The organism is Streptomyces sp. SYSU D01066-1 (assembly GCF_054956795.1).
The window spans coordinates 252,984-274,295 of the sequence record NZ_JBUDHV010000001.1 but is presented as its reverse complement, the minus strand read 5'-3'; the positions used below and the strand labels follow the sequence as shown (position 1 = coordinate 274,295).

General features: G+C 73.3%; 21 protein-coding genes. 5 read left to right on the top strand and 16 right to left on the bottom strand.

Going from position 1 to position 21,312, the window contains the following annotated elements; all coding sequences use genetic code 11:
* Window positions 1-64: 64 nt before the first annotated feature.
* From ACY1JF_RS01400 to ACY1JF_RS01390, 3 genes are all read left to right on the top strand, one after another.
* The gene (locus ACY1JF_RS01400) at window positions 65-1,129 is read left to right on the top strand and encodes a helix-turn-helix domain-containing protein (protein ID WP_462703072.1); all 1,065 of its coding nucleotides are present in this window, start codon (window positions 65-67) and stop codon (window positions 1,127-1,129) included.
* A 118-nt stretch (window positions 1,130-1,247) separates the two neighbouring features.
* Window positions 1,248-1,970 carry a 5-formyltetrahydrofolate cyclo-ligase gene (locus ACY1JF_RS01395; protein WP_215167447.1) on the top strand — a complete coding sequence of 241 codons (723 nt, stop codon included), beginning with the start codon at window positions 1,248-1,250 and terminating at the stop codon, window positions 1,968-1,970.
* 220 nt (window positions 1,971-2,190) lie between these two features.
* Complete coding sequence (locus ACY1JF_RS01390; protein WP_462703071.1) at window positions 2,191-2,469, top strand: hypothetical protein; 279 nt, start codon at window positions 2,191-2,193, stop codon at window positions 2,467-2,469.
* A 6-nt stretch (window positions 2,470-2,475) separates the two neighbouring features.
* On the opposite strand, the gene ACY1JF_RS01385 is transcribed toward ACY1JF_RS01390, so the two are convergent.
* The 5 genes from ACY1JF_RS01385 to ACY1JF_RS01365 form a co-directional block, all read right to left on the bottom strand.
* Complete coding sequence (locus ACY1JF_RS01385) at window positions 2,476-3,498, bottom strand: LSm family protein (protein WP_215167445.1); 1,023 nt, start codon at window positions 3,496-3,498, stop codon at window positions 2,476-2,478.
* Between the two features lie 692 nt (window positions 3,499-4,190).
* Window positions 4,191-5,540: an RNA polymerase sigma factor gene (locus ACY1JF_RS01380; protein WP_462703070.1), complete on the bottom strand. Its 1,350-nt coding sequence runs from the start codon at window positions 5,538-5,540 to the stop codon at window positions 4,191-4,193.
* A gap of 152 nt (window positions 5,541-5,692) precedes the next feature.
* Window positions 5,693-6,049, bottom strand: a complete 357-nt coding sequence (locus ACY1JF_RS01375) for a YciI family protein (protein ID WP_462703069.1) — start codon at window positions 6,047-6,049, stop codon at window positions 5,693-5,695.
* A 103-nt stretch (window positions 6,050-6,152) separates the two neighbouring features.
* Entirely contained in the window at window positions 6,153-7,157 is a 1,005-nt protein-coding gene (locus tag ACY1JF_RS01370) for an LCP family protein (protein WP_462703068.1), read from the bottom strand.
* Window positions 7,158-7,450: 293 nt separating this feature from the next.
* Window positions 7,451-8,503, bottom strand: a complete 1,053-nt coding sequence (locus ACY1JF_RS01365) for a LacI family DNA-binding transcriptional regulator (RefSeq protein ID WP_462703067.1) — start codon at window positions 8,501-8,503, stop codon at window positions 7,451-7,453.
* Between the two features lie 146 nt (window positions 8,504-8,649).
* Between ACY1JF_RS01365 and ACY1JF_RS01360 the strand changes: the two genes are divergently transcribed.
* On the top strand, window positions 8,650-10,971 hold the full coding sequence (locus ACY1JF_RS01360; protein WP_462703066.1) for a beta-xylosidase/alpha-l-arabinosidase: 2,322 nt from the start codon (window positions 8,650-8,652) through the stop codon (window positions 10,969-10,971).
* Between the two features lie 22 nt (window positions 10,972-10,993).
* Here ACY1JF_RS01360 and ACY1JF_RS01355 read toward each other — a convergent pair whose 3' ends face one another.
* Genes ACY1JF_RS01355 through tsaB form a run of 4 tightly spaced genes read right to left on the bottom strand, consistent with a single transcriptional unit; the run spans window position 10,994 to window position 13,518 of the window.
* The gene (locus ACY1JF_RS01355) at window positions 10,994-11,251 is read right to left on the bottom strand and encodes a hypothetical protein (RefSeq protein ID WP_462703065.1); all 258 of its coding nucleotides are present in this window, start codon (window positions 11,249-11,251) and stop codon (window positions 10,994-10,996) included.
* Entirely contained in the window at window positions 11,248-12,345 is a 1,098-nt protein-coding gene (tsaD, locus tag ACY1JF_RS01350) for a tRNA (adenosine(37)-N6)-threonylcarbamoyltransferase complex transferase subunit TsaD (RefSeq protein ID WP_462703064.1), read from the bottom strand. Before tsaD ends, ACY1JF_RS01355 begins: the two co-directional genes overlap by 4 nt.
* Window positions 12,338-12,829 (bottom strand): ribosomal protein S18-alanine N-acetyltransferase, encoded by a 492-nt coding sequence (gene rimI / locus ACY1JF_RS01345; RefSeq protein ID WP_462703182.1) that lies wholly within the window; start codon window positions 12,827-12,829, stop codon window positions 12,338-12,340. Before rimI ends, tsaD begins: the two co-directional genes overlap by 8 nt.
* A gap of 35 nt (window positions 12,830-12,864) precedes the next feature.
* The gene (tsaB, locus tag ACY1JF_RS01340; RefSeq protein WP_462703063.1) at window positions 12,865-13,518 is read right to left on the bottom strand and encodes a tRNA (adenosine(37)-N6)-threonylcarbamoyltransferase complex dimerization subunit type 1 TsaB; all 654 of its coding nucleotides are present in this window, start codon (window positions 13,516-13,518) and stop codon (window positions 12,865-12,867) included.
* Window positions 13,519-13,663: 145 nt separating this feature from the next.
* Between tsaB and ACY1JF_RS01335 the strand changes: the two genes are divergently transcribed.
* Window positions 13,664-14,263: a hypothetical protein gene (locus ACY1JF_RS01335; protein ID WP_462703062.1), complete on the top strand. Its 600-nt coding sequence runs from the start codon at window positions 13,664-13,666 to the stop codon at window positions 14,261-14,263.
* Between the two features lie 34 nt (window positions 14,264-14,297).
* On the opposite strand, the gene ACY1JF_RS01330 is transcribed toward ACY1JF_RS01335, so the two are convergent.
* From ACY1JF_RS01330 to ACY1JF_RS01300, 7 genes are all read right to left on the bottom strand, one after another.
* On the bottom strand, window positions 14,298-14,465 hold the full coding sequence (locus ACY1JF_RS01330) for a hypothetical protein (RefSeq protein ID WP_462703061.1): 168 nt from the start codon (window positions 14,463-14,465) through the stop codon (window positions 14,298-14,300).
* Window positions 14,466-14,604: 139 nt separating this feature from the next.
* Window positions 14,605-15,216 (bottom strand): tRNA (adenosine(37)-N6)-threonylcarbamoyltransferase complex ATPase subunit type 1 TsaE, encoded by a 612-nt coding sequence (gene tsaE, locus ACY1JF_RS01325; protein ID WP_462703060.1) that lies wholly within the window; start codon window positions 15,214-15,216, stop codon window positions 14,605-14,607.
* A complete protein-coding gene (locus ACY1JF_RS01320) occupies window positions 15,176-16,471 on the bottom strand; it encodes an alpha/beta fold hydrolase (RefSeq protein WP_462703059.1) in 1,296 nt (431 codons plus the stop codon). Before ACY1JF_RS01320 ends, tsaE begins: the two co-directional genes overlap by 41 nt.
* 24 nt (window positions 16,472-16,495) lie before the next feature.
* Window positions 16,496-17,665 (bottom strand): alanine racemase, encoded by a 1,170-nt coding sequence (gene alr / locus ACY1JF_RS01315; protein WP_462703058.1) that lies wholly within the window; start codon window positions 17,663-17,665, stop codon window positions 16,496-16,498.
* Between the two features lie 243 nt (window positions 17,666-17,908).
* On the bottom strand, window positions 17,909-19,408 hold the full coding sequence (locus ACY1JF_RS01310) for an NAD(P)H-hydrate dehydratase (RefSeq protein ID WP_462703057.1): 1,500 nt from the start codon (window positions 19,406-19,408) through the stop codon (window positions 17,909-17,911).
* A 70-nt stretch (window positions 19,409-19,478) separates the two neighbouring features.
* Window positions 19,479-20,726 carry a hypothetical protein gene (locus ACY1JF_RS01305; RefSeq protein ID WP_462703056.1) on the bottom strand — a complete coding sequence of 416 codons (1,248 nt, stop codon included), beginning with the start codon at window positions 20,724-20,726 and terminating at the stop codon, window positions 19,479-19,481.
* 213 nt (window positions 20,727-20,939) lie between these two features.
* Window positions 20,940-21,311 carry a holo-ACP synthase gene (locus ACY1JF_RS01300; RefSeq protein ID WP_403533320.1) on the bottom strand — a complete coding sequence of 124 codons (372 nt, stop codon included), beginning with the start codon at window positions 21,309-21,311 and terminating at the stop codon, window positions 20,940-20,942.
* Window position 21,312: the final 1 nt, after the last annotated feature.

The following is a 21,312-nucleotide window of genomic DNA, read 5'->3' as shown; positions in this document are numbered from 1 at the left end:
CCTGCGTAAACGGCCGTGGCCTGGCTATGGTGGCGAGGCCCCCCGAATCCGGAAGGGAAGAGCGATGGCGGCAAAACGCGTTCGCTTTGCCAAGCGTCGCAAAGCAGCGGGACTCAGCCAAGAAAAGCTCGCCGAACACCTCGGCGTTGAACGATCGACGGTCGTGCGCTGGGAGCGGGCCGAAACGGAACCTCAGCCCTGGGTACGGCCGAAGCTCGCAGCCGTGCTCGAGGTATCAGCTGACGAACTGCAGTCTCTGCTCGATGACGTGACAATCACACAGTCCGCGTCGAGCGAGCGTATGAACTACATGCTGGAACATCCCTCGTCGGCCGATCTGGTGGCCGTGGCGTACCTGCACGAACGCGTCTGCCAGCTCGACGAGCGCTACGACAAGGTGCCGTCGACGGCCCTTCTCGGCCCCGCCGGCCAGGTACACGGCCAAGTGAAGTTCCTTCGGGAGAACGCTGCCAAACCGCGAGTCCGCCGGGCGCTCTTGCAGGTCGAAGCCGAGTCGGCCACGTTCCTGGGACAACTCACGTGGGACGTGAGCCAGCGGCGCGACCACGTGGCACCGGTCAGATATCTCGACGAAGCCGTTCATGCCGCCCGCCAGGTCCGTGACGTCCGCGCCGAGGCGTACGCGACGCTGCGCAAGAGCTACGTCGCCCTCTACGGCGGGAAGGACCCAATAGAGGGGGTGGCGTTCGCCGCAGCAGCGGCCGAAGTCGCCGAAAACACCAGTCCGTCGCTCACGGGCCTCGCCCTGCTGCACGTCGCCGAGGGACATGCCATGTCCGGGGAGCTCAAGGCATGCGAGGAAGCACTGAAGCAGGCCGAGGCACAGTTCGACCGGGTCGACGGGGCCGACGTCGCCGCGGAGTACTACACGATCAACGAGTTCAACCGGCTTGCTGGTTCGTGCTACCTGTTTCTCGGACTGCCGGCGCGGGCCGAGCCGGTGCTGCGCACGACAGCCGGAGGGCTGGGGGCGAAGCAGAAGAGCCAAGCAATCGCACTCGGTAACCTCACGCTCTCGCTGATCCGTCAGCACAAGCTCGACGAAGCAGCTGTCTCGCTGCACCAGACGATCGACACGGTTGAGCTGACACGAGGGCGGCGGTCTTAACCTGGCATTCGCCGCTGGCCGAGAGCTTCGGGAGTGGCGGCACGAACCGTGGGTGCAGGACATCAATGACCGCCTCCTGGCTCTCATGGCAGCGATCTGACGGGACCGGTAGGGGCACGTGAGCAACATCGACCAGGCCAAGGAAGCCGTCCGCGACCAGGTGTGGCGCCTGCTCGAGCATGAAGGTGCGGTGCCCGAGGGCTCGTACGGCAAGATCCCCGGCTTCCACGGCGGGGAGGCGACGGCCGAGCGCCTGGCTGAGCTGGATGTGTGGAAGCAGGCCCGGACGGTCAAGGCAAACCCCGACTGGGCACAGTTGCCGGTCCGCACGCGCGCGCTCAAGGACGGCAAGCTCCTCTATATGGCCGTTCCAAGGATGGCGAGCCTCCAGCCGTTCTTCCTGCTCGACCCGGAGACGCTGGAGGTATCGGCTGAACAGGCGGCAGAGAAGAAGGGGGCTGCGCTGGTCGCCCGCCGCGTGGGGGTCGAGGACATGCGGCCCGTCGACGTCGTGATCTGCGGCAGCGTGGCCGTCAATCGTTCCGGCGCGCGCATCGGCAAGGGGGCCGGATACTCCGACCTGGAGGTGGCGCTCCTCATCGAGGCGCGCCTCGTGACGGACGAGACGGTCATCGTCGCGCCCGTCCACCCCCTTCAGGTCATCGACAAGGAAATCCCCGAGACCGAGCACGACTTCAGCGTGGACCTCATCGTGACGCCGGACGAGGTGATCGAGTGCCCCAACCGGCGCCGGCCTCGCGGGCTCGTCTGGAACGACCTCACGGCGGAGAAGATCGAGGCAATCCCCGCTCTCGCGGCGAGGGCTCAACGGGGCGAGTAGCGCGTGGACGCAGAAAGGGCGCTGGCCTGGAATGCCAGCCCAAGTAGCCCAGGGAGCGTCCCGATCACGAGCGAAGAGACCGAGGCGTACAACGCCCTCAAGGAAAAAGATCGGAAAAGACCCGGGCCGCGCTCTCGATACGTACGAACAGGGTTGCAGTGATGCTCTTGACGGCGAGCCCGCTACTGCGTCGATGTGGGAGCGCGCGGCCATCGTTACCGTGTATCCCTACGCCGAGGGATACAGCTTCGCCACGTACAGGCTGCCCGTTCTTCAGGGCGTAGCCGAAGAGGAAGACATCGAAAATTTGGTAGAAGAAACCACCTCCGTCTGCCAGGTGAAGGCCCTCATTTCCCTCGACCAACTTCCCTTGGAGGAGCCCGAAGGCCTCGCCCCCTCCGAGTGGGAGAGCGCGAAGGGGATCGAGGACAGGCATCGAGAATTCATCGCAGGCTTCGAGGACGCCACTCATGGCAGGGTCAAGCACGCAGCCAGTTAGACAGTTCTATTCCTCGCTACCCTGCGACGGATGCTCTTCTTGGTGCAGCACCTCCTCCATGAAGGCACGAATCGTGGTCTCGTACGGCTTGTACGAGAACGCACCGCCGGGCGGTCGAAGCGAGATCAAGTCATGTGCCACGACGAGGAGCGAAAGCAACAGTCGGTTCACATCTGCGGATGAAACGTCGGAGTGCAGGCCCTTATTACTCAGCCCGTCCAGCTTGTCGATCCGCTTGCCCAAGTCCTCGACGTTCGCGATGAGCAGTTCACGCGTGGTGTCAGAGGTGACATTTTCCGCGACGTATGCCCACAGACGGTTCCGATACTCAGCCTGGCCGACCTTTCGCCCACCGACCTTTTCTTCACGCGGAGGGTAAAGGCAGTCTGCAAGCTTTTCCGTAAATCGCCGACAGGACACCGACACATGCGCCAACTCTTCGGCCGTCTCATGCCCCTCGAACGCCTTGATAGCCGCATGCAACCGTTGAGTGAGATTCGGGTCCAGGTCTGAGCAGCGCATCAGGGTTTCACCCAGTGCGGATGAGAACTGCCCATGGAGCAGTTCGTCCGCCTCGCCGAGCCTGCGAAAGTGCTGCATGTTGTCATACGGGTCAAAGATGGTCTCCCGCGCTCCGGAGTCCTCCCAATGAACGGAGGAGAACAAGGCGGAAGCTTCCCACTCCCGGAATTCCGCGTGATCTCGAGTATCCTCGACTTCCAACTCATACCCTCTATGAAACAAATAGAGGGAGTCTTCGAAGATCCGGAACCGGCTCGGGATGCTCTTCAGAAACACTGCCCAGTGCTCCGGAATCTCCGGACGCACTTGCACCGCCCCCAGATACCATTCGACGCTTTTTAGCCGGATATGCATAGCACGAGCGTCCGACGGAGTCAGGGATTCCACGACCATGCCCGCGACATCACATGACGCGATGTGCTTAGCAAGGTCCGGCCCAAGGAAGGTGCTCCAGACTGCCCAGTGCTCGCCGAGAACGCCGTTTGCGGCGGATTCGGCGCTGCCCATTTCTTGAGCAAGCTGCCACAGTGGGAGAGTACCCGTAGAAAAGCGGGCATGACGCCTATGCCGTGGAACGGATTCCATGAACGCTCGCACCAGAGATTCCCTCATGGTGAGCCATCCCCGGGTCCCGGCCTTCGGTGAGCTCCAATCTTCGTCGATCAGAAAGCAAACTCTCATTCGTCCCCCACCAACCGTTCTCGCTGTGTGCCCCAGCCTGCCCATAACCGACCGTGCTTCTTTCCTGCCCGACACCACGTAGCGCGGCGGCGCTGCCAGCCGGACGACTTCACTGTCGCCATGTCCGCATACGACCAACACGCTCAGCAGACCAGCGGAGTGACCCCATGCCCGAGCTGCCACCGTAGCGCTGTACCCGGACGCACTCCGTGCCTTTTGCGGTACGGCCCGCGTCTCCTGAACCAGGGTCATTGTGTGAAGGCGATCTGTCCCATCCGAAGCCGAAGCCGAAGCCGCACGCTCGGCCTACCGCGCATGGGGCTGGGTCCGCGTCGGGACATCGCACCCATGGGAAGACGCCCCGCTCTACGACTGCCTGGTCCGGCCTCTGTCATGGGTCCCGGTCCGCTGCGGCTGTCGGAGGCACGCCCCAGCGTTGCGGTATGCCCTTCTCGTCCCGGCCGCCGGGCCGTGCGGCTGCCCTGCCCTCGACGACGTCAACGACGCGATCCGGCGCCTCATGGCTCAGTCCGTGACCCGCGAGCGGGCCGCCCGGTATCACGAACTGCTGTGGCGCGGCGGCACTCCCGTGCCCGCCGGCTGAGCAGCTCGCGCTCCCGGGCGTTGCCGGCCAGGGAGGCCGCCCGTGCGAACTCGGCGCGGGCCTCCGCCGTACGGCCCAGGCGGTGGAGGAGGTCGCCGCGGACGCTGGGGAGCAGGTGGTAGGCGCGCAGGGCCGGTTCGGCGGCGAGGGCGTCGACGATCTCCAGGGCGGGGGCCGGGCCCTCGGCCATCGAGACGGCGACCGCGCGGTTCAGCTCCACGACCGGGGACGGAGCGCGGGCGGCGAGCAGGGCGTAGAGGGCGGCGATGCGGGGCCAGTCGGTCTCCTCGTACGTGTACGCCTGGGCGTGGCAGGCGGCGATCGCGGCCTGGAGGACGTACGGACCCGGGGCGGCGGCGCCGGCCCGGGCGAGGGCGGTGAGGCCGCGGGTGATGAGCAGGCGGTTCCAGCGGCCGCGGTTCTGGTCCTTGAGGAGGACCGGGGCGCCGTCGGGGCCGGTGCGGGCGGCGGCGCGGGAGGACTGGAACTCCAGCAGGGCGGTGAGGCCGTGCACCTCCGGTTCCTTCGGCATCCGGGCGCAGAGCACGCGGGCGAGGCGCAGGGCGTCCTCGCAGAGGGCGGGGCGGAGCCAGTCGTCGCCCGCGGTGGCGGCGTACCCCTCGTTGAAGATCAGGTAGATGACGTCGAGGACGGAGCCGAGGCGGGCCTCGCGGTCGGGGCCGTACGGCACCTCGAAGGCGACGTTCCGGGTGGCCAGGGTGCGCTTGGCGCGGACGACGCGCTGGGCCACCGTCGGCTCGGGGACCAGGAACGCGCGGGCGATCTCGGCGGTGGTGAGGCCGCCGAGCAGACGCAGGGTGAGGGCGGTGCGGGCCTCGGCGGAGAGCACCGGGTGGCAGGTGGTGAAGACCAGGCGGAGCAGGTCGTCGTCGATGTCGTCCGGGTCGGCGGGTTCCTCGGGCGGGGCCGTGTCGTCGAGGGTCCGGCCGATCTCGGCGAGCTTGCGGGCGTAGTTCTCCCGGCGGCGTACCAGGTCGACGGCGCGACGGCGGGCGGTGGCCATGAGCCAGGCGCCCGGGTTGTCGGGGACGCCGTCCCGGGGCCACTGCTCCAGGGCGGCGACCAGGGCGTCCTGGGTGAGTTCCTCGGCGATGCCGAGGTCGCGGACGACGCGGGCGACGCCGGCGACGACCCGCGGGGACTCCAGGCGGAAGACGGTCTCCAGGGCGGCCAGGGCGGCCTGGGCGGCCTGGGCGGTCCGGGCGTCCCCGGTGGCGGTGGGCTGTGGTTCCACAGCCCCCATGCAACACCGTGGACCGCCCCGGACCAACCGCCGGCCCACGCGACGCCGTGGACGCACCGGGCCGACCGCCGGCCCACGCGACACCGAGGGGGCACACCGGGCCGACCGCGGGCCCGTCAGCCGTGTCAGCCGCGTCAGCCGCGTCAGCCGTGTCAGCCCCCGAGGATCTCCCGCACCTCGCAGGTGATCGTCCAGTACTCCTCGTGGGTCTTCAGGAAGCGCTTGACCCACTCGACCGCCTCGGCCTGGTCCTTGGCCTGGAGCATCGCGTACCCGCCGATGACCTCCTTGGTCTCGGTGAACGGGCCGTCGGTGACGGAGAGCTGTCCGCCCGTGTAGTGGACACGGGCTCCCTGGGCGGTGGGGGCGAGGCCGCCGTCGTCGAGGCGGACGCCGGCCTTCGTCATCTCCTCCATCAGCTTCCCCATGCGTTCCATCAGTTCGGGGCTGGGGCCGTCGGCGGGGGCGTTGACCTCGTCTATGCGGATCAGCGACAGGAAGCGGGGCATGGTGACTCCTCGGGGTCGGCGGCCGGTTCCGTCCCGGCCTCTCACCCGTGCGTCGATCGGGGGGCGGCCGGATCGACACGGTCGTGGAGGTTTTTCACGAGGATCAGCGCAGCGACTCCCACAGCGCGCTCGCGTCCGGCTCGTCGGCGACCACCCGGTTGGCGTCGGACGGGGCCCGCACCACCGGCATGGTCACCGTCTCCACCTGGTCCTCCGCGAGGCCGCCGAGACTGCCGCCCAGCTCCGTCAGCTCGCCCAGGGAGTCCAGGCCGGTGTCGGTGGTGAGGCTGCCGGTGACGGCGTCGGCCACGTCGTAGAGCCGGGCGGGGTCGGTGAGCAGGTCGGTGTCGGAGATCTGCTTCAGCAGCGCCTTGACCAGTTTCTGCTGGAGTTCGATGCGGTCGAGGTCGCTGCCGCCGGAGGTGCCGTACCGGGTGCGGGCCAGGCCCAGCGCCTGGGTGCCGTCGAGGTGGTGGGTGCCCGCCTCCAGGGTCAGGTGGCTCTTCTCGTCGTCTATGTCCTGGTCGGTGGTGACGGTCACCCCGCCGAGGGCGTCCACCAGCTTGGCGAAACCGGAGAAGTCGATCTCGATGTAGTGGTCCATGCGGACGCCGGTGAGCGTCTCGGCCGTCTTGACCGCGCACACCGGACCGCCCACCGCGTAGGCGGTGTTGAACATGACCTGGTACGCCTCCGGCGTCGAGGTGCCGTCCGCCAGCGGGCAGGAGGGGCGGGTGACGAGGGTGTCGCGCGGGATGCTGACCACGGTGGCGCCGGTCCGTCCGGCGTCGAGGTGGACGACCATCGCCGTGTCGGAGCGGGCGCCCTCGCTGTCGCCGCCGCCGAGCTCCTCGTTCTCCTCGCCGCTGCGCGAGTCCGAGCCGAGGACCAGGATGTTGAGGGGCCCGGTGGCCCGCGCGGACGCCGACGCGGACGGCTCCGCGGTGGCGCGGGCGGGGCGGTCGTCGCCGAGCGCGCTGTCGATGTCGACGCCGGTGATGTTGGCGTCGAGGTGCCGGTAGACCCAGCCGGCCGCCCCGGCGCCCAGCAGCAGGACGCCCGCCAGAGCGAGACCGGCGGCCTTCAGCCCTCTTGTCCGCCCGCCCATGTGCCCGCCCCTGTCGGCTCTGTCGCCCTGCCCACGCCCCGCGGTGTCGTCACCGGGGGCCCGCCGGGGATGAACGTACGTCCGAATTGTTGCGGGCGGCGACAGGCGGAGGCCGTTTCTGCGGGAATTCTCAGACTTCCGGGGACGTCGAAAGTTTCGGGGCCGTGGCCGACCGGCGTCGAGGACGGTATCGAGCACGGCGCCGGGTCACGCCGACGGCGACACCGCGGCGGCACCGCAGCGGCACCACCGGACCACGCCCCCGGCGGCACCACGACGGCGCCGCGGCCGGATCACGCCGACGGCGGCGGCGCCGTACTGCTGCGCACCACCAGGCTGGTGGCCAGCTCCACCCGGGTCGCCGCCCCGGCGCCGCCCTCGCGGCCGAGGTCGAGGACCAGCCGGACCGCGGCCTCGGCCATCTCCGTCAGGGGCTGCCGCACCGTCGTCAGCGGCGGCCCCACCCAGCGGGCCACCGGCAGGTCGTCGAAGCCGACCACGCTGAGGTCCTCCGGCACGCGCAGGCCCAGTTCGCGGGCGGCCTCGTACAGGCCGAGCGCCTGCAGGTCGTTGCCGGCGAAGACGGCGGTGGGCCGGTCGGGGCGGCGCAGCAGTTCCAGGCCCTGGCGGTAGCCGCTCTCGTGGTGGAAGTCGCCGGTGCGGATCAGCGCGGGGTCGGCGGGCAGCCCGGCGGTGTCCAGCGCGGCCCGGTAGCCGTCGATCCGGGCGCGGCTGCACATCATCCGGACGGGGCCGCTGATCGCGCCGATGCGGGTGTGGCCCAGCTCGGCCAGGTGCCGGGTGGCGGCCAGTCCGCCCTGCCAGTTGGTGGCGCCGATGGAGGGCACGTCGGCGCCCGGGTCGCCGGCCGGGTCCATCACCACGAACGGGATGGAACGGCTGGTCAGCAGCGCCCGCTGGGACTCGTCCAGGCCGGACAGGACGAGGACGACGCCGTGCGGGCGGCGGGCGGCGACCTGGTCGGCCCAGGTGCGGCCCGGGGTGAGCCGGCCCGCGCTCTCCGAGAGCACGACACTCAGGCCGGTGTCGCGGGCGACGTTCTCCACGCCCCGGATGACCTCCATCGCCCAGGCGCTCTCCAGCTCGTGGAAGACCAGGTCGATCAGGGGCGAGCGGGTGGCCTCGGCGCGGCGGCGCCGGTAGCCGTGGGCGCGCAGCAGGTCCTCCACCCGGGCGCGGGTGGCCGGGGCGACGTCGGCACGGCCGTTGAGGACCTTCGAAACAGTCGGCGCCGACACACCGGCCTCGCGGGCGATCTCGGCGAGGGTCGCGGTCTGCGGGGACCGCCCTCGCGTCCGGGTTTCGGCGGGCTGCGGGGATGTCATGGCGGCGATCGTATCCCTGCGGGCCCTCTTGACGAAGAGCGTGCGGGACCATAGGTTCCCGGAACATTCGCTTTCTACAACGAAACATTCGAACCCGTTCGGTCCATCGAGCGTGAGAGCCTCGGAGTTCCCGGGACAGGAGTTCCATGACCACCGCGCCCTGGCGTGATCCCGCGCTGCCCGCCGCCGCCCGTGTCGACGACCTGCTGGCCCGGATGACCCTGGAGGAGAAGGCCGCCCAGCTCTACGGCGTCTGGGTGGGCGCCGCCGCGGACGGCGCGGGCGTCGCCCCGCTCCAGCGCGAGATGGCCGGGGAGCACGACTGGGACGAGCTGATCACCCGGGGGCTGGGACAGCTCACCCGTCCCTTCGGCACCGCCCCCGTCGATCCGGCCGTCGGTGCCCGGTCACTGGCGAGCGCCCAGCGGAGCATCATGGCGGCCGGCCGCTTCGGCATCCCGGCGCTGGCCCACGAGGAGTGCCTGGCCGGCTTCACCGCCTGGCGGGCCACCGCCTACCCGGTGCCGCTGGCCTGGGGCGCGTCCTTCGACCCGGACCTCGTCGAGGAGATGGCCCGGCGCATCGGCCGCGACCTGCGCTCGGTCGGCGTCCACCAGGGCCTCGCGCCGGTCCTGGACGTCGTGCGCGATCCGCGCTGGGGCCGGGTGGAGGAGACCATCGGCGAGGACCCCTACCTGGTCGGCACGGTCGGCGCCGCCTACGTGCGGGGGCTGGAGTCGGCCGGGATCGTCGCCACCCTCAAGCACTTCGCCGGGTACGCCGCGTCGGCGGGGGCGCGCAACCTCGCGCCGGTGCGGGCCGGGGCGCGGGAGCTGGCGGACGTCACCCTGCCCCCGTTCGAACTGGCCCTGCGCGAGGGCGGCGCCCGGTCGGTGATGGCGGCGTACACCGAGACCGACGGGGTGCCCGCCGCGGCCGACCCGGCGCTGCTGACCGGCCTGCTGCGCGAGGAGTGGGGCTTCACCGGCACGGTGGTCGCCGACTACTTCGGCGTCGGCTTCCTCCAGTCCCTGCACCGCGTCGCCGGAACCCCCGCCGAGGCGGCGCACCTCGCCCTCGCGGCCGGCGTCGACGTGGAACTGCCGACGGTCAGGTGCTACGGCGCCCCGCTGCTCGACGCGGTCCGGGCGGGCGAGGTCCCCGAGGCGCTGATCGAGCGGTCGGCGCGGCGGGTCCTGCTCCAGAAGTGCGAACTGGGCCTGCTGGACGCGGACTGGACGCCCGGACCGCCCGCCGGCGACGGCCCCGTCGACCTGGACTCCCCCGCCAACCGGGCCCTCGCCCGCCGCCTGGCCGAGGAGTCGGTCGTCCTGCTGGACAACCCCGGCGGCCTGCTGCCGCTGGCCCCCGGCGCCCGGATCGCGGTGGTCGGTCCCCGGGCCGCCGACGCGCTGGCGATGCTCGGCTGCTACTCCTTCCCGTCCCACGTCCTGCCCGGCCACCCCGGCACCCCGGCCGGGATCGGCGTCCCGACCCTCCTGGAGTCCCTGCGGTCCGAACTCCCCGACGCCAAGGTGACCTTCGCCGAGGGCTGCGACACCGCCGGGGAGGAGACCGGCGGCATCGCGGAGGCGGTGGCGCGGGCCGCCGAGGCCGACGTGTGCGTGGCCGTACTGGGCGACCGGGCGGGCCTGTTCGGCCGGGGCACCTCGGGCGAGGGCTGCGACGCGAGCGACCTGCGGCTGCCCGGCGTGCAGGGCGCGCTGCTCGACGCGCTGGTGGCGACGGGCGTCCCGGTGGTCCTCGTGCTGCTCACCGGGCGGCCGTACGCGCTGGGCCGCTGGCACGGCCGGCTGGGCGCGGTGGTCCAGGCGTTCTTCCCCGGGGAGGAGGGCGGAGCGGCGGTGGCGGGCGTGCTGTCCGGGCGCGTCAACCCGTCGGGCCGCCTGCCGGTGAGCGTGCCGCGGCTGCCCGGCGGCCAGCCGTGGACCTACCTCCAGCCCCCGCTGGGCCTGGCCGGCGAGGTCAGCAGCCTGGACCCGACGCCGCTGTACCCCTTCGGGCACGGCCGTTCGTACACGACGTTCGCGTGGGGGGACCCCACCTGGGAGCAGCTCACCGGCCCGCCCGCCGCGATCGGCACGGACGGCTCGTACGACGTGTCCGTGACCGTCCGCAACACCGGCGACCGGGCGGGCGCCGAGGTGGCGCAGCTCTACCTGCACGACCCGGTGGCCCGGGTGACCCGCCCCGACGTCCGCCTGATCGGCTACCGGCGCCTGGAGCTGGCCCCGGGCGAGGCCCGGCGGGTGACGTTCCGGTTCCACGCGGACCTCTCCTCCTTCACCGACCGTTGTGGACGGAGGGTGGTGGAACCGGGCGCGCTGGACCTGCGCCTGGGAGCGTCCAGCGCGGACGTGCGGCACACCGCCCGGCTCGTCCTCACGGGACCCGTACGGGAGGTGGGCCACGACCGGCGGCTGTGCTGCGGGACGGAGGTGTCCTGAGGGCCGCTCAGGGGCCGGGGGGTCAGTCCGCGGCCACCGACTCGAACCGCCAGCGGTGCACCGCCCGGGTGACCAGGTCCCCGGCCGGGTCCGGGAGTTCGGGCAGGTCGGCGCCGTACTCCGCGTCCCACCAGGTGATCACCAGGACGCGGTCCTGCGGGGCGCGGAACGTCTCGCGGCGCAGCGGGGCGGCGGGCAGCTCCTGGGCGCGGGCCCAGGCGAGCAGCTCCTCGCCCCGGCCGGGGACGGCCCGCGCCTCCCACATCACGGCGACGGTCATGAGTACAGGTTCTCCCGGCCGGTCTCGTGCATGTGATCGTGGCCGTGGCCGTTCCCCGGCACGTGCGGGTCGGTGACCGGCAGGGAGGAGTCGGCCGACAGGTCCCAGTCGGAGGCGGCCCGGTTCCGGGCGACCATCTCGGCGCCGAGCGCGGCCACCATCGCCCCGTTGTCCGTGCACAGCTTGGGCCGGGGCACCCGCAGCCGGATGCCGGCCGCCTCGCAGCGCTCCCGGGCCAGCGCCCGCAGCCGGGAGTTGGCGGCGACGCCGCCGCCGATCATCAGGTGGTCGACGCCCTCGTCCTTGCAGGCCCGCACCGCCTTGCGGGTCAGCACGTCGACGACCGCCTCCTGGAAGGAGGCCGCCACGTCGCGCACCGGCACCTCCTCCCCGGCCGCCCGCTTCGCCTCGATCCAGCGGGCCACGGCCGTCTTCAGCCCGGAGAAGGAGAAGTCGTACGCCGGGTCGCGCGGCCCGGTCAGACCGCGCGGGAAGGCGATCGCGGCCGGGTCGCCCTCGCGGGCGTAGCGGTCGATGACCGGTCCGCCGGGGAAGCCGAGGTCCAGCACGCGGGCGATCTTGTCGAACGCCTCGCCGGCCGCGTCGTCGATGGTCGCGCCCATCGGCCGCACGTCGGAGGTGATGTCGGAGGAGAGCAGCAGCGAGGAGTGGCCGCCGGAGACCAGCAGGGCCATCGTCGGCTCGGGCAGCGGGCCGTGTTCGAGCTGGTCGACGCAGATGTGCGAGGCGAGGTGGTTGACGCCGTAGAGCGGCTTGCCCAGCGCGTAGGCGTACGCCTTCGCCGCCGAGACGCCGACCAGCAGGGCGCCGGCCAGGCCGGGACCGGCGGTGACGGCGATGCCGTCGAGGTCGCGGGCGCTCACCCCGGCGTCCTTCAGCGCGCGCCGGATGGTGGGGACCATCGCCTCCAGGTGGGCGCGGCTCGCGACCTCCGGGACGACCCCGCCGAAGCGGGCGTGCTCGTCGACGCTGGAGGCGACGGCGTCGGCCAGCAGGGTGGTGCCGCGCACGACACCGACGCCGGTCTCGTCGCAGGAGGTCTCGATCCCCAGTACCAGGGGTTCGTCAGCCATGGGTCTCGGTTCCTTGTACGGGATCGGGTACGGAGCTCGACGGATCGGTGAGGCGCATCACCAGGGCGTCCACGTTGCCCGGCTGGTAGTAGCCGCGCCGGACGCCGACGGGGGCGAAGCCGAAGCGCTCGTAGAGCCTCTGCGCGCGGATGTTGTCGACGCGGCACTCCAGCATCACCTCGGCGCACTCGAAGGCGGTGGCCGCGCGGAGCAGTTCGGTCAGCAGCCGGGAGCCGAGGCCGGTGCCCCACTGGTCGCGGGCGACGGCGATGGTCTGCACGTCGGCCTGGTCGCCGGAGGAGGCGACCAGCCCCGCGTACCCGACGATCCGGCCGTCGGGCTCCTCGGCGACCAGGTAGCGGCGGCTGGCCCCCGGGCCCCGGGCGTGCGCCAGCTCGGACCAGAACATGCCCCGGGACCAGGCGTCCTCCGGGAACAGCTCCCGTTCCAGGAGCAGCACCGGGTCGATGTCCCACCAGCGCATCTCGCGCAGCACGGCCGTCGGAGTCACTGAGGCGGTCACTTGGGGGTGACCACCTTGTAGTTCTTGGGGACCTGGGCGTCGGGGCGGCGCAGGTAGAGCGGCCGGGGCGGGGGCAGTTCCTCGCCGGCCGCGAGCCGCTCGGCGGCCAGGCGGGCGAGCGCGGCGGCGGAGACGTGCTCGGGCTCGTGGGCCTGGGGGAAGGTGTCCGGGTACAGCAGCGCGCCCGCGCCGACCGCCGGGAGGCCCGCGACCTCGTCCGCGATGTCGGCGGGGCGGTCGACGGCCGGGTCGGTGAGCCGGGTGCGGGAGTCGGCGTAGCGGGCCCAGTAGACCTCCTTGCGGCGGGCGTCGGTCGCCACCACGAAGGGGCCCTCCAGGTCGGCGGCGCGGGCGAGGCCGTCCAGCGTGCACACCCCGTGCACGGGCACGCCGAGCGCGAGCCCGAAGGTGTCGGCGGTCATCAGGCCGACGCGCAGCCCCGTGTACGGCCCGGGGCCGGTGCCGACGACGACACCGGTGACCGCGTCGAGCCGCAGCCCGGTGTCGGCGAGCATCCGGTCGACGGCGGGCAGCAGCAGCTCACCGTGGCGGCGCGCGTCCACCTGGCCGGCGGAGGCGATGACGTCCGTGCCGTCGTGCAGCGCGACGGTGACGGCGGGGGTGGCGGTATCCAGAGCGAGCAAGAGCACACGGACAGCCTACGGCGGCCCGGACGGCCGTGTCGGCCGGGCCGGCCGACAGGTCACCGACTGCTACCGTCGCCTACGCAATCTGTGACGGCGTGGCGCGGGACGGCGCACGCCGCGTCCCCGCACGACGCCGAGGTGGTCGCCAGTGCCAAGCAGCAGCTCCGCGATGGTCACCGGGCTCACCGCGGCGGCCCTGGCCGCGATCGGCGTCCTCGCCCACCAGGCGTCGGTGACCGCCCCGGCCGAACCGGGCGGGGCGCGCGCGAGCGCCTCCCCGTCGCCGGGCGCCCCCGGTGCGCCCGGCGGCTCCGGTGCGCCCGGCGGCTCCGGCGCCTCGGAGGCGCCCCGTCACCAGCGGCACCCCGGGGCCCTGCCCACGGGGTCCGGAACGGGTGAACGGGTGGTGTACTCGGTGGACGAGGACCGGGTCTGGCTGGTCGGCGCGGACGACCGGGTCCAGCGCACCTTCCGGGTCGCGCCCAGCACGGTGGACCCGGCGCCGGGCACCTACGCGGTCACCTCCCGCTCCAACCGGGTCACCGGCTCCGACGGCATCCCGGTCGAGCACGTCGTGCGCTTCACCAGCGTCGACGGGGTGGTCATCGGGTTCAGCGCGGCGGTGGACGGCTCGACGGAGCAGGCCGCGCCGGGCGTGCGGACGGGCGGCATCCGGCAGACGCGCGCGGACGGCGAGGCGATGTGGGACTTCGCGACGATCGGACGGAAGGTCGTGGTCGTCCGCTGAGGCCGGTCCGGCCGGTCCGGCCGGGCCCCTCGCGTCAGGCGGCCTCGCGCCGCTGCGGCGTGGAGCGCCGGGGCTCGGGCTCGGGCGCGCTCGGCGGCGTGGAGAGCGCCCTCGCCGCGGCGCAGGCCGCCAGCAGGTCGCGCATGGGCACGGCGGCGTCCGCGGACGGCAGCGGCCTGCCCTGGGTCTGTGAAGCCGACATGGTCGCCTCCTGGAGCTCGGGGGCGGACGTGGTTAGGCATGCCTAACCACGTGCTGGATACCATGTGACCACGGGCGGGACGCGGAGCGCAACATGTTGCCGACATGTTGTCGGAACGGTCGGCCGGCGGGGTCCCGGCTCAGGCGGTGAGCACGGACAGGTCGGCCGTCGTCCAGCGCGTACCGATCCCGGTCAGCGTGACGTGCCGGACCTCGTCGGTGGTGTCGCCGACCGCGCGGTGGATGACGAGCCGGAGCCGGTCGTCGGTCAGCTCCTCGACCTTGCCCTCGCCCCACTCCACGACGATCACGGAGTCCGGCAGCGAGACGTCCAGGTCGAGGTCCTCCATCTCGTCGAGGCCGCCGGACAGCCGGTAGGCGTCGACGTGGACCAGCGGCGGGCCGTCGCCGAGGGAGGGGTGGACGCGGGCGATCACGAAGGTCGGGGAGGTGACGGCGCCGCGTACGCCGAGGCCCTCGCCGAGCCCCCGGGTCAGCGTCGTCTTGCCGGCGCCCAGCTCGCCGCTGAGCATCACCAGGTCGCCGGGGCGCAGCAGCTTGGCCAGGCGGCGGCCCAGCTCGCGCATCTGCTCGGGGGAGGTGACGGTGATCTCCACGGCGGGGGCGGCGGGGGCGCCGGGGCCTGCGGGGGCGCCGGGGCCTGCGGGGGAGTCGGAGGTGCCGGGGGCGGCGGAGGTGCCGGAGGCCGGCTCAGCCGGGTCCGGGCCCTGCGGGGCTGCTGGTGCTTCCATAGCCGTCCACGGTAGCTCCTGAGGGTACGGCGCCGACGCGGACGAGCAGGTCGGCGAGGCGGTCGGTGACCTGCTCCGGGTGCTCCAGCATGACCAGGTGCCCGGCGTCCGGGACCAGGACCAGTTCCGCGTCGGGCAGTTCGCCGGCGATCGCCTCGCTGTGCTCGCTGGGGGTCACCAGGTCCCGCACCCCGGCCAGCACCAGCACGGGTATGTCCCGGAAGCGGACGAGGGCCGCCGTCTTGTCGTGGCCGTCGAAGGCCGGGTAGTACTCGGCGACGACGTCGATCGGCGTGGACTCGATCATGCGCTCGGCGAACCGGGCGACGGCCGGGTCGACGTCCCGGGCCGCGAACGAGTACCGCTTGATGATCCCGGCGAACAGGTCCGCGGTCGCCCGGCGCCCCCGCTCCACCAGTTCGGCCCGCTGACCCAGCGCCTTCAGCACGCCCGGCAGTATCCGCCGCACGGCGTTCACCCCGGCCACGGGGAGTCCGAAGTTGACCTCGCCGAGCCGCCCCGACGACGTGCCGACCAGCGCGACGCCGACGACGCGCTCGCGGATCAGCTCGGGGAACTCGTCGGCCAGGGCCATCACGGTCATCCCGCCCATCGAGTGCCCGACCAGCACGACCGGCCCCTCGGGGACCGTGGCGTCGATGACCGCCTTCAGGTCGCGGCCCAGCTCCTCGATGGTGACCGGCTCGCCGTCCCGGACCTGGGACACGCCCCGCCCGGACCGGCCGTGGCTGCGCTGGTCCCAGTAGACGGACCGGACGACGCCCCGCAGGGCGGCGCGCTGGAAGTGCCAGGAGTCCTGGCTGAGGCAGTAGCCGTGGCAGAAGACGACGGTCACCGGGGCGGGGGCCTTGCGGCCGAAGAGCCGGCGGCGGCGCGGCGCGGTCCCCTCCTCCGGCTCGACGTCGTCGATCTCGTAGTACAGCTCGGTGCCGTCGTCGGCGTACGCCCGGCCGGGTATGCCGCGCAGCGAGCCGTACGGGCCCGTCGCGTCCAGGGCGAGACGGGCACGCCGGCGCATGCCGCGGCCGACGGTGAGCCGCTCTATCGCGACGCCGGCCGCCGCGCCCGCGGCGACCACGCCTATCGCGACGCCCGCTATGCCGGTCGCCCGGCGCCAGCCGCCGGCGGCGACCTCGGCGGCGGCTTCGGCGACCTCGGCGGCGACCTCGGCGGCGGCCTCCGCGGCGGAGGCGACGGCCGCCGCGGCGACGGCCTCCCCGCTGCTCTCGCTCACGAACCGCTCCCCTTCACCACCGGGTCACCCGTGCACATGGACGCGCGGCACCCGGGCTCCGACGCGCGTGACGATCTCGTACCCGATGGTGCCCGCGGCCTGCGCCCAGTCCTCGGCGGTGGGCTCGCCCCGGTCGCCGGGCCCGAACAGCACCGCCTCGGCGCCGGCCGGCGGCCGGTCGCCGCCGAGGTCGACCACGAACTGGTCCATCGCGATCCGGCCCGCCACCGTACGCCACTTGCCGTCGACCAGGACCGGTCCGGTGCCGGAGGCGTGCCGCGGGACGCCGTCCGCGTAGCCGAGGGGGACGAGGCCGAGGGTGGTCTCGCCGGCGGTGGTGTAGTGGTGCCCGTAGCTGACGCCGTGGCCGCCGGGGACGTCCTTGACCAGGGCCAGGGAGGCGGACAGCGTCATCACCGGGCGCAGTCCGTGGTCGGCGGGGGTGCCCAGCTCGGGGCTGGGCGACAGGCCGTAGAGCGCGATGCCGGTGCGGACGAGGTCGAAGTGGGCCTCGGGGAGGGTGAGGGTGGCCGGGGAGTTGGCGATGTGCCGCACCTCGGGGCGCGCGCCCCGCTGCTCGGCGTACGCCGTCATCTCCCGGAAGACGGTGAGCTGGGCGGCGATGGAGGGATGCCCCGGCTCGTCGGCGCGGGCGAAGTGGGACCAGAGCCCGGTGACGCGCAGCAGCCCCTCGTCCTCGGCGCGCAGGGCGGCGCCGACCAGCTCGTGCCAGTCCGGGCCGGGCCGGCAGCCGTTGCGGCCGAGCCCGGTGTCGGCCTTGAGCTGCACCCGCGCCGGGCGCCCGGCGCGACGGGCGGCCTCCGTGACTTCCTCCAGGGCCCACATGCCGCTGACGGAGACGTCGAGACCGGCCTCGACCGCCTCCTGCCAGGGCCCTCCGGGCGTCCAGAGCCAGCACATGATCCGCAGGTCGTCCGGCAGCCCGGCGTCGGCGCGCAGCGCGAGGGCCTCCTGCGGGGTGGCGGTGCCGAGCCAGGTGGCGCCGGCCTCGACCGCGGCGCGGGCGCACGGGACCGCGCCGTGGCCGTAGGCGTCGGCCTTCACCACGGCCATCAGCTCCGCACCCGGCGCGAGCAGCCCGCGCAGGGTGCGCACGTTGCCCCGCAGCGCGTCCAGATCGATCTCGGCCCGGGCCCGCAGGGCGGCGCCCCGGCGGGCGGTTGTCTCAGTCATCGTGGGGCCAGTGTCTCAGAGGGGCCGGACGGGGAGGCCGGGGATGTCTCCGGCGGGGGTGCGCCCCGCCACCGCGCACCGCGCACCTCGCCTCCCGCCACCGCCACCCCGTGACCGCGCACCTCGCCACCGCGCACCGCGCCACCGCGCACCACGCCACTCCCCCCGTGACCGACCCGCACGTCACCCCCGTACATCCCGCACATCCTGCATGTCCCATGCATCCCGCACATTCCATGCGCCTCACACATCCCACACATCCCACACATCCCACACATCCCACATGTCCCGCACATCCCGCGCATCCCGCACGTCCCGCCAGGCCCGGGGGATCGCCGACGCCACGTCATGCGCCCCCACCGGCGCCTCCCGCGCCGCGAGCCTCCCCGCCAGCCCGTGCAGATACGCGCCCGCGCTCCCCGCGTCCACCGCCGACAGCCCCGCCGCCAGCAGCGACCCCGCCAGCCCGGACAGCACGTCCCCGCTCCCGGCCGTGGCCAGCCAGGGCGTCCCCGTCCCGTTGACCCGCACGGGCCCCTCCCCCGCCCCCGCGACCAAGGTCGTCGACCCCTTCAGCAGCACCGTCGCCCCGTACCGCCCCGCCAGCTCCCGCACCGCTTCCAGCCGCGCCGCCTCGACCTCCTCCCGGCCCACCCCCAGCAGCGCCGCCGCCTCCCCGGCGTGCGGCGTCAGCAGCGTCGGCGCCGTGCGCGCCCGTACCGCCCCGGCGTCCGCCAGCCGCAGCCCGTCCGCGTCGATCAGCACCGGCACCTCCGCCGCCACCACCTCCGCCACGGTCCCGGCGTCGTCCCCGGCCCCCGGCCCGGCCACCCACGCCTGCACCCGCCCCGCCCGCCCCGGCCCCTGGTCGGACACGAGCGTCTCGGGGAACCGGGCGATCACCGCGTCCCCGGCCGGACCGACGTACCGCACCGCGCCCGCCCCGCCCCGCAGCGCGCCGGACACGGCGAGCACGGCCGCGCCCGGGTACCGGGCCGACCCGGCGGCGATGCCCACGACCCCGCGCCGGTACTTGTCGCTCTCGGCCCCCGGCACCGGCAGCAGCCGCGCCACGTCCGCGTGCCGCAGCGCCTCCAGCACCGGCGTCCCGGCCGGCTCCAGTCCGATGTCGACGAGCCGCACCGACCCGGCGTACTCCCGCGCCGGGTCGATCAGCAGCCCCGGCTTGTGCGTCCCGAAGGTCACGGTCAGGTCGGCCCGCACCGCCGCGCCCCGCACCTGCCCGGTGTCCGCGTCCACCCCGCTGGGCAGGTCCACGGCGACCACGGCGGCCCGCGCCCGCCGCGCCGCCTCGGCGAGCGGCACCGCCTCCGGCCGCAGGCCGCCCTTGCCCCCGATCCCGACGATGCCGTCGACGACCAGGTCGGCCCGCTCGATCAGCTCCACCCCTCGGCCCGCGCCCGCCGTGCCGCCGCCCGCCCGGCGCAGCGCCGCGAGCCCCCCGGCGTGCGCCCGTCCGGGCGCCAGCAGTACGGCGGTCACGCCCGCGCCCCGCCGGGCCAGCCGCGCCCCGGCGTACAGGGCGTCGCCGCCGTTGTCGCCGCTGCCGACGAGCAGCACCACCCGGCTGCCGTACACCCGGCCCGGCTCCCGGCCGAGCAGTTCGGCGCAGGCGGCGGCGAGCCCGGCCGCCGCGCGTCGCATCAAGGCCCCCTCGGGCAGCCGCGCCATCGCCGCCCGCTCCGCCGTCCTGACCGTCTCCACGCTGTACGCAGTCCGCATGGGTCCGAGTGTGCCGCGCGCGGCGAAGGGGAAACGCGCGGACGCGACGGCGGCGGACGGCCCGGGACGGTCAGTCCGTGTAGCGGGCCGTGCGGTAACCGCCGCGGGCGGTGCGCTCCTCCTCCGCGGCACCCCAGGTGTGGGGCGCGGCCAGATTCCAGCGGGCGCGTACCGCGGCGTGCTCCTCGCGGTTCATGGTCACGTACCACTGCCCCATGCGGCACCACGCCAGCGGCTCGTCGGTCTCGGTGGCGACCGCCCGCACCAGTTGCGCCGCCTGCCGGCCGACCGGTTGCTCCAGCGCCTGCGCCTGCGCCTCCAGGTACTGGTTCATCCGGTAGGTGGCCTGGTCGCCGTGCTGGAACATGGCGTAGTCGGAGCCGCTCGCCATGTGCAGCCCGCGCCGGTCCACGACCGCCGTGCCGCCGCGCACCACCTGTTCCCGGCTGCCGCCCGCGATGCCGCCGTTGAGACGGCTGAGCAGCCTGGCCTTCTCGGGGGTGGCCTCGGCGATCTGGCCGCCGTTCGTGCCGCCGGTCGCGGCGTACGCCTCGTGCAGGTCGTAGTCCCCGGTGTAGAGGTACTGCTTCCACTTCGGGTCGGCCTTCAGCCGGGTCAGTTCCCGGCCGCCGCCGGGCGCCTTCATGTCGATCGGCACGTACTGCTCGCCCCTGGCACCGGTCCGCACGATCCCGGCGTCGAGGACCGACTGCGGCGGGTGGTCGATCCGCACGCCGATCAGGCCCCGCTCGCTCCAGTGGCCGACGAAACCGTCCAGGTCGTGGGCGCTCAGCCAGCGCAGCACGGCCGCCGGGTCGCCCTTCCCGTGCCCCGTGCCGTAGGCCCGGCGGACGGAGGACGGCTTGATGGATTTCTCCAGAATGTCATGCGGTTTGGCTTTGGCGCCTTCCGCGATACGCCGGATGGAATGCTCGCCGGTCTCCCGGACGGCGATGGTGTACTTGTTCTTCCGGCACACCTCCGAAATGGGCGCCCAGTGCTCCGCCCACACGATGTTCCGCAGCGCCGCACCGCGCCTGCGGGGTGTGACGCTCCCGGTGTCGCGGTCGTACACGCCGGCCGCGGCGACGTCCAGCACGTTGTGCTGGTCCACCCTCGGCCTTACGGCCCGCGCGGTGGCGCGGTTGCCCGCCAGGCGCTGTACTTCGGTCACCGTCCGCGGGTCGGACGCCGCCCGGCGGCCGTCCACGGGGAGGTGGGCGTCCGGCGCCCGGAGCGCGGCCACAGGGACGCGGTGCGCGTCGCCGTCCGCCCGCCCCGCCGCCTTGTGTGCTTTGCGCCGAAAATCACCTGACATCGGACACCGATTGTTTCTCCGTCACCGGACGCGAGGAAAAGAAAGGTGGCTGATCCTAAGACACCCTCCCCCTCTTCCGGAAAACCGGGAGAACAACGAGAGGGAAATCACGGACGGCGGGCCGGCCGGCCACCGCGCCGGTCCGTGCCGGGGCGAGCGCACGCGCGTCAGGGCCCGCCCGGACAGGACCGCCCCCGGGTCCCCCCTCCGTGATCACCCTTCCGCGATCACCACGGCCGACGCCACCCCGGCGTCATGGCTCAGTGACACGTGCCATGAGGTCACACCCAGCTCGGCGGCGCGCGCCGCCACCGTCCCGGTCACCCGCAGCCGGGGCCGCCCGCTGTCCTCGACGTAGACCTCGGCGTCGGTCCAGAGCAGCCCGGCCGGCGCCCCCAACGCCTTGGCCAGTGCCTCCTTCGCCGCGAACCGGGCGGCCAGCGAGGCGACCCCGCGCCGCGCACCGCCCGGCAGCAGCAGCTCGCTCTCCAGGAAGAGCCGCCCGGCCAACGCGGGCGTACGCTCCAGCGACGCGGCGAACCGCTCGATCTCCGCCACGTCGATCCCGACCCCGATGATGCTCATG